1 protein-coding gene is annotated in these 367 nt (G+C 45.0%); it reads left to right on the top strand.

Annotation, left to right across the window (positions count from 1 at the left end):
* Nucleotides 1-367 (top strand): M16 family metallopeptidase (locus tag HC175_RS20760; RefSeq protein WP_168139896.1); only part of this gene is annotated, 367 nt, incomplete at both ends.

The raw sequence follows: 367 nt of genomic DNA, 5'->3' as shown, positions 1-367 counted from the left end.
CCGTTGCCGGGGATTTTGAAAAGGACCAGGCAAAAGAATGGGTGGAGAAATATTTTGGCGAGATCAAAAAAGGCCCTGCAATTCCTGAGCTCGAAAAAAGACCTGCCAACCTGCAAGAGACAAAAAAGCTTTATTACGAAGATAATTTTGCTCGCCTGCCAGAGCTTACCTATGCATGGCCAACAGTGCCTTCCTATCATAAAGATGCCTATGCCCTGGAAGTATTGGCAACCTATTTAGCCGATGGAAAGAATGCCCCTTTTTACAAGGAACTGGTAGCAGAGCAAAAGCTCACCCCCAATGTGCAGATGTACAATTACACTTCAGAATTGGCAGGACAGCTAATGCTTCAGATAAGAGCTTACGA

This window comes from Salinimicrobium oceani (genome assembly GCF_012037645.1).
The sequence above is the reverse complement of the archived record's forward strand: the minus strand, read 5'-3'. Positions and strand labels throughout refer to the sequence as shown.